This is a genomic window from Enterococcus sp. MMGLQ5-1 (genome assembly GCF_013155265.1).
Classification (GTDB): Bacteria; Bacillota; Bacilli; order Lactobacillales; family Streptococcaceae; genus MMGLQ5-1.
In genome coordinates this window covers 24,981-31,253 of record NZ_JABJXU010000017.1, presented here as the reverse complement: position 1 = coordinate 31,253, position 6,273 = coordinate 24,981, and the positions used below count along the sequence as shown (strand labels likewise).

The 6,273-nt window shown below is 29.7% G+C and carries 7 protein-coding genes; 6 read left to right on the top strand and 1 reads right to left on the bottom strand.

Annotation, left to right across the window (positions count from 1 at the left end):
- The first annotated feature begins 11 nt into the window (after positions 1–11).
- Positions 12–194 (top strand): hypothetical protein, encoded by a 183-nt coding sequence (locus HOY35_RS12340; RefSeq protein ID WP_172210559.1) that lies wholly within the window; start codon positions 12–14, stop codon positions 192–194.
- A gap of 113 nt (positions 195–307) precedes the next feature.
- Positions 308–1,723 carry a hypothetical protein gene (locus tag HOY35_RS12335; protein WP_172214380.1) on the top strand — a complete coding sequence of 472 codons (1,416 nt, stop codon included), beginning with the start codon at positions 308–310 and terminating at the stop codon, positions 1,721–1,723.
- Between the two features lie 550 nt (positions 1,724–2,273).
- Here HOY35_RS12335 and HOY35_RS12330 read toward each other — a convergent pair.
- A complete protein-coding gene (locus tag HOY35_RS12330) occupies positions 2,274–2,621 on the bottom strand; it encodes a hypothetical protein (RefSeq protein ID WP_172214378.1) in 348 nt (115 codons plus the stop codon).
- 180 nt (positions 2,622–2,801) lie between these two features.
- Between HOY35_RS12330 and HOY35_RS12325 the strand changes: the two genes are divergently transcribed.
- The 4 genes from HOY35_RS12325 (at position 2,802) to HOY35_RS13540 (ending at position 6,263) form a co-directional block, all read left to right on the top strand.
- Positions 2,802–3,203 carry a hypothetical protein gene (locus HOY35_RS12325; RefSeq protein ID WP_172214376.1) on the top strand — a complete coding sequence of 134 codons (402 nt, stop codon included), beginning with the start codon at positions 2,802–2,804 and terminating at the stop codon, positions 3,201–3,203.
- Positions 3,204–3,224: 21 nt separating this feature from the next.
- Positions 3,225–3,623, top strand: a complete 399-nt coding sequence (locus HOY35_RS12320; protein WP_172214374.1) for an ABC transporter transmembrane domain-containing protein — start codon at positions 3,225–3,227, stop codon at positions 3,621–3,623.
- Between the two features lie 832 nt (positions 3,624–4,455).
- Positions 4,456–4,668 (top strand): hypothetical protein, encoded by a 213-nt coding sequence (locus tag HOY35_RS12315; protein WP_172214372.1) that lies wholly within the window; start codon positions 4,456–4,458, stop codon positions 4,666–4,668.
- A 20-nt stretch (positions 4,669–4,688) separates the two neighbouring features.
- A complete protein-coding gene (locus tag HOY35_RS13540; RefSeq protein ID WP_249641556.1) occupies positions 4,689–6,263 on the top strand; it encodes a hypothetical protein in 1,575 nt (524 codons plus the stop codon).
- Positions 6,264–6,273: the final 10 nt, after the last annotated feature.

Sequence of the window (6,273 nt, the reverse complement as noted above, 5' to 3'; positions counted from 1 at the left end):
AGGTTTTTTAAATGACAGATAGGAATCCTCAAACTGAAGCTAACAAAAGGTGGCAGCAGAATAATAAAGAGCGCGCAAAATATTTAAGTAATCGTTCAAGAGCAAGGTCTTTTATTCGCAATCAAGCCGAATTAGACGATCTCGAAGAATTAAAGCAGCTTATTTCAGAACGTGAATCAAATTTAAAAGGCTGAAATTAATCAGTCTTTTTTGCTTGCATTTTTAAGATTTCAAGTTATAATTTTGTTGTAGTCATTTCAATATTATTGAAATGAAATTTCTTTTTTACTTGTAAAAGGAGGAAGCTATGGCAAATTTTGACTACTCAAAAGAAAAAATACAAGATATATTCATGATTGATGTTAAATCATTTTATGCAAGCTGTGAATGTGTTATCCGTGGGTTAGACCCCTTAACTACTCGATTGGTTGTTTTATCACGTGCTGAAAATACAAGTCGGGGAGGCTTAGTTCTTGCGGCTTCACCAGCAGCTAAAAAAGATTTTGGAGTTACTAATGTAATGCGAGGTCGTGATTTGCCGATGTCTCCAAAATTTAGAAAAGAATTGACAATAGCTGAAGCAAAAAAAGAAATACTTCCTGTTTATGATGATGTGTTAAATTTCTATCGAGTACCGCCGAGAATGCGCTATTATATAGAAGAAAATAAAAAGATAAATTATATATTTAAAGATTTTACTTCTCCTATTGACATGCATCCTTATTCTATTGATGAAACGATTTTAGATGTTTCAGCTTCCCTAAATTATTTTTATCCTGGAGACAAATTAACAAGGTATCAAAAGCGTGATTTATTAGCACGGGATATTCAAATAGAAATATATAATAAACTTGGTTTTTATGTAACAGTTGGTATTGGTGATAATGTGATTTTAGCGAAATTAGCAATGGATAATGAGGCTAAGCATAATCGAACAATGAGGGCGCAATGGACTTATGCAGACGTTGAAGCAAAGGTGTGGGCAATTAAACCATTAACTGACTTTTGGAGCATTGGCAGTCGAATGTCTAAGCGTTTTGAGGCAATGGGCATTTTATCAATTCGAGATTTAGCAAATTATGACTTTCATAAGTTACATCAAAAATTTGGAATTGTCGGCTTAGAGTATTATCATCATGCTAATGGTATTGATAGAACGGTTGTTAGCCATAAATATCAACCTAAAAGCAACTCATTATCTAATAATCAAGTATTACCAAAAGATTATAACGCTAAAGAATTTATGTTGATTTTAAGAGAGCAAGTAGCACAAACAATATCAAGAGTTAGAAAAAGAGGTGCTAAAGCAGCGGTTATTCATTTATATGTTGGTTACGCAATGAGTGAAAGTGAAAAAGGTTTTTCTAGACAATTAAAGATGGCACCGACTAATTCAACAGCTATTGTAATTAAGGCTGCGGAATCTATTTTCAATAAATTTTACAATGGTCATTCTAAGATAAGACATATTGGCGTATCTTTTGGGCACTTTACATTTAATGATGAATTGCAGCTAGATTTATTTTCTGATCCCAGAAATCAAATCAAAGATGAAAAGTTGGATAGAGCGGTTGATGAAATTAGATTAAAGTATGGTTTTACAAGTATTTTTAAAGCAGCAAGCTTGAGTGATTATGGAACTAGCTTGAATAGAGCTAATTCAGTTGGCGGCCATGCTGGTGGTACTGACGGTTTAGAAGTTATACAAAAAAGACTAGAATAATCTAGTCTACATAAGGGGGCAAAAAAGGGGCAAAAGTTATATAATGTTATATTATTATAGATAATAGAAATCGTTTAAAATGTTGATATAACTCATTTTTTATAATGTTATACAATAATGAACAACGATAATTAGCACTAAGGATACTTTATCATGTGCTCTTTTTTTATTTAATTTATCAAGGGTTTCAGCGATTATAAATGAATCAATTCACTATAAAGAAGCAGGATTAGAGCTTCACCCCATTTAATTTGTTTGGAATTTCGTTTTTCATTTTAATAAAAAGCTATATGCAGACAGGCGCAAGCTTTTATGCTGAAAAATGAAGTTTTTTGAATTGATGGAAAAGTTTAATTTAAATTATTGAAAAGGACGATTTCCAAATTTTGAAGTCTTATAAATGTGACCTATTTGTATTGTGAGAAATTTAAGAGGCGCACCCACGGCTGATGGAAGTGCAACTACTTCTTGAAACTTAATTTCGGGTTCAGTATCAATGAGTAAGGCAAAACCATGTGGATTAGTTCTAAATTGAGTTGCAAAGCTCGGATCATTGAAAAATAAATGAAACAGCAGAATCAAAATCAGGTGCTCCCTCAATAAATTTCTTATTTTCCCCAATTGATTCTATAAACTTCAATTTTTGCAAACGAATTTTTAGTGATTCCTCAGCAGATTTCAAGGCCTGTATTTTCTCTTCAACCTCATTTAAAGTATTATTCAACATATTTTTTACATCTGAACATCCCATTTGATGATAATTTTTCAAAGCATAAATTGGTACTTCCATATTTCGATAAAAAGCAATATCGCCAATTTCAACAACATCTTTTATTTTGTATAATCTGTAGTTATTTTCTGAATTTCTTTTGGGATGAATTAATTCTTTTTTTCCCAAAAGGTAAGTGTTGATTTTGGTAAATCATAAATATCAGCAATATCTTTTATATTATAATTTTGTGCCATAAAAAACCTCCATTTGTTGTTTTAGCATAAAAAAATATTTGACTTAAAACCAGGTTGATAGTTTATATTAATTAATTGTAGCATTGATATTTAATTAGGAGGAACAATGTAAATGAATATTTTAAATCAATTTATTAAGAAAAATATTTTTCTTTGTTCAATAACAATAATGGTCCTGTTTCTACAGGTCATTGAGACACTTTATGTGCCATTTTTAGCTGCTAGAATAACTGATGTTGGGATTAAATCTGAAAATTTAAATACTCTTATAAGTATAGGCTTAAAAATGCTTTTTTTCTTTTTTAGCGAGTTTAACAGCTGTTCTAAGGAGTCAGTTAGGTCTAAATTAGCATATAAAATTAGAAAAAATATCTTTAGAAAAGTTCAAGAATTATTCTCTTTAGATTTTAGCAATTATGGTGTCGGACAATTACTTTCAAGAACAATGAGTAATCCTGAAAACATAGCTTTTTCAGTCATATCAAGTTTGCAAATGATTATTCCAGCACCTTAAATCAGTGTCGTTTCAATTTTCATGACCTGTAAAATTGCTCCTGAATTAACGTGGATTCCAATTTTGAGTATTATTATGGTTGCAGTTATTGTTTTGTTATTTAGTACTGATAAGTATGCGATTGTGATTCAAGAAAAAATGGAAATGATGATAAAAAATTTACATTCATATTATAGCGGTATCAGAGTGATTAAGGCTTTTGATAATGAGTCATTTGAGGAAGAAAGAACAATTAATTCTTTTAAAGATTATAAATTGAATATGATAGAATTGAATCGAATTTTTTCGGCTTTGACACCATTGGTAACTACAATGATAGGTATTTCAATGGTTTTAATTTTGTGGTGTGGAGGTCAAATGGTTGCTAGTGGTTATTTAGAAATTGGAAATATTTCAGCAACTATGGAAATAAGATCATAATAAAAAATGAGTTGAAGTTTAGTAGTGAAATGGAAATGAAATATTATGAGCTACATGGACATCTTAATTTCAAATTTCAGGCACCTTTTATTATAGAGCAGTAAAATATGTTGCCGATTTTGTATTCTATGCGGACAGCAGTTTTTAATATTAAATCTAAATTATTTATAAAAAAATTCGGCATTCCAATTTATTTGGCTAGCTTTGATACTGAAAAAGGTCTTTTCTTTGAAAAGGAGGCATACTAAAAATTAAGTTATAAATTATTAAGGTGATCTGTCAAAAGGTGTTTCGCAACATAGAAAAGGTGCTAAATCGGCTTACTGACATGCAATTTTTTATATAGGTAATGCGTGAGCTTTGCTCCAAGTATATCTATCATGTCGGACGAAACGTTATTATACGGTAGCTCTCTTCGTTCTAAGGTGGGGGGCTTGTAAATCATGAACATTAAATCAAGAGGGGAGGACTTATGTCATAGCCCTCTTTATTTTTTAGATTAAGCAAAATTTTAAAGGTGAATATAGTTTTGAAGAGTTTAAGAAGAAGTGTCAAGTTTGATGAAATTTCTAGTTTTTATAATAATAATTATTTTATTAATGTATCTTAATCGTGATTAAATGTTTAGCAAATAAAAATTGAAGATTAATATTGATGAAAATTTCAATATATCATTTCACTGTTTTATTTCGACAACTTGTAGATTGATTTATCAATTCTAATTGTTAAGATTTCTTAATAATTCGCTCTGACAGAGAAACGAACTAAAGTATAATATTGATAAGTAAAATGTTTATGGAATATTTTTTTTATTAAAGAGGTGACTTTTGAGTTGAAACAGTTACGATTTAAGATTAGATTAGAACAACGAAAATTAGCAATGAATATTTCAAATTTATATCAATTTCATACAGAGGCATTGATGCATGAAATTGGAGAGAAAGATGAATGCGCAATTTGTCAAAGCTATTTAACCTTAAAAATAAAATTAAAGGAAAATTCAGAAATGCTAAATTTAATTAATAAATATTATATCAATAATTAAAAAATATTAGGGAGTAGTGAATGGGGCAACTTAAAATTATTGGCGCAAAGACAAATAATTTAAAAAATATTGATATTGAACTTTCAAAGAATCAATTAATTGTGGTTACTGGTCCATCTGGTTCTGGGAAAAGTTCTTTTGCTTTTGACACAATTTATGCAGAAGGCAGACGTCGATACTTATCCAGTTTATCTAGTTATGGTAAACAATTATTAGGACAAATGAGAAATGCAGAATTTGAAAGTATCAAAGGTTTAACACCTTCCATTGCCGTTCAACAAAAATCTGCTGTCTTTAGTCCGCGTTCAACAGTTGGTACAATGACTGAAATTAATGATCATTTGCGGCTTCTCTGGGCACGCTTGGGTGATGTCTATTGTCCAAATCATCATCAAATCATTAAGAAGTATGATCCTGAATCCATAGTAAATGAAATCCTTGCTAAATATAGAAAAGGTGAAATATTAGTTTGTGCTAATTTTTTTCAAGAAAAAGATAAATCATTATCAATTGAAGAAAAAAAACAATTAATACAAAAAAATGGTTTTTCAAAAATTTGGCTTGCGAACGATTTATATCGATTGGAAGAAATATCGAGTGATTTAGCAGACAGTGATTGGTTAGTTTGCATTGATCGATTAATAATAGATAAAACTGATAAAATAGAAAATCGCTTATTTGAGGCGGTTGAGTCTGCATTTATAAATGGTGATGGTTTGCTTCAAATTATCATTAATCGTCAAATATCCAATACCTATATTAATAGAGCGGAATGTCTAATTTGTCATTTTAAAATAGACCATATTGAACCAAGATTATTTTCTTTTAATACGCCTGAAGGCGCTTGTCAAGAATGTAGCGGATTAGGAAGCAGGGAAGCAGTAGATTTAAGTCGAGTGATCCCGAATAAGCAATTAAGTTTAAATGAAGGTGTAATTTTTCCAAACATAGATAGTAGTTCAGATTATTATCAAAGTATGTTAATTCAATTTGCACAATCTGAAGGGATTGATATTAATAAACCATTTAATCAATTAAGTAATGCAGAACAGTCAAAAGTTTTAAACGGCTCAAATCAAAAATTTTTGTTTAAGTTTAATAGTTATTTTTCAGAAATTAATGAAAAGAGCATTCAATTTCCAGGTATTATTCAGCAAATTGAAAATCGATATAAAAAAGGTATGTCAATAGCTGCCAGAAAAAAAATGGGTCAATATATTAGTGATTATCAGTGTGAAGCTTGTAAAGGCCAACGCTTGAATGATTTGGCTTTAGCTGTCAAAATAAAGGACTTTGCAATCTCGGAAATTTTAGATTTGCAAATCAATGATTTAATTGATTTTATTCAGCACTTAGAATTTTCTAAAGAAAAATCGATTATTTTTTTGCCATTAAAACAATTAATTTTGGATAAACTTTACTTTTTAGAGGACATTGGTTTAAGTTATTTAAGTTTAAGTAGAAATTCCAATTCTTTATCTGGAGGTGAGATTCAAAGAATTCAACTTGCTGCTAAAATTAGTTCTAAATTAACTAATATTATCTATGTTTTAGATGAACCGTCAACTGGATTACATCAAAGAGATAAGCAGTAATTAATTAATT

Bases quoted from the DNA above. Each gene is read 5' to 3' on its own strand.
- HOY35_RS12340 (WP_172210559.1), top strand. From the start codon at position 12: ATGACAGATAGGAATCCTCAAACTGAAGCTAACAAAAGGTGGCAGCAG.
- HOY35_RS12335 (WP_172214380.1), top strand. From the start codon at position 308: ATGGCAAATTTTGACTACTCAAAAGAAAAAATACAAGATATATTCATG.
- HOY35_RS12325 (WP_172214376.1), top strand. From the start codon at position 2,802: ATGAATATTTTAAATCAATTTATTAAGAAAAATATTTTTCTTTGTTCA.
- HOY35_RS12320 (WP_172214374.1), top strand. From the start codon at position 3,225: ATGACCTGTAAAATTGCTCCTGAATTAACGTGGATTCCAATTTTGAGT.
- HOY35_RS13540 (WP_249641556.1), top strand. From the start codon at position 4,689: ATGGGGCAACTTAAAATTATTGGCGCAAAGACAAATAATTTAAAAAAT.